Below are 244 nucleotides of genomic sequence, written 5' to 3'. Positions count from 1 at the left end.
CCCTCCTCGTGCTTCCCCCTACCCACATCCTCGCACCGGGAGTGGTCACCAGGAGGACGCGACGCGAGGTCGTCGCGTTGCACGCACCGGCGCACCCACCGCTCACGATCCGGTCACGACGACGAGGCCGATGAGCCACAGCCACCAGCCGACGGCCACGCCGAAGAACGCGAGCGCGGCGCCGCCGGCCAGGTACAGCGGCCACCAGCTGAAGGGCGGGAAGAAGCCCTGCTCCCCCGCACCC

At 72.1% G+C, this 244-nt stretch carries 1 protein-coding gene; it reads right to left on the bottom strand.

What is annotated here, in order from left to right; genetic code table 11:
- Window positions 1–102 precede the first annotated feature (102 nt).
- Window positions 103–244, bottom strand: a 142-nt coding sequence (ctaF, locus tag GTQ99_RS26465; protein ID WP_166618124.1) for an aa3-type cytochrome oxidase subunit IV, incomplete at its 5' end; no start/stop codon positions are given.

The sequence above is a fragment of the Kineococcus vitellinus genome, from assembly GCF_009906315.1.
In the GTDB taxonomy this organism is placed as follows: domain Bacteria; phylum Actinomycetota; class Actinomycetes; order Actinomycetales; family Kineococcaceae; genus Kineococcus; species Kineococcus vitellinus.
This window is presented reverse-complemented; position numbering and strand designations above follow the sequence as displayed.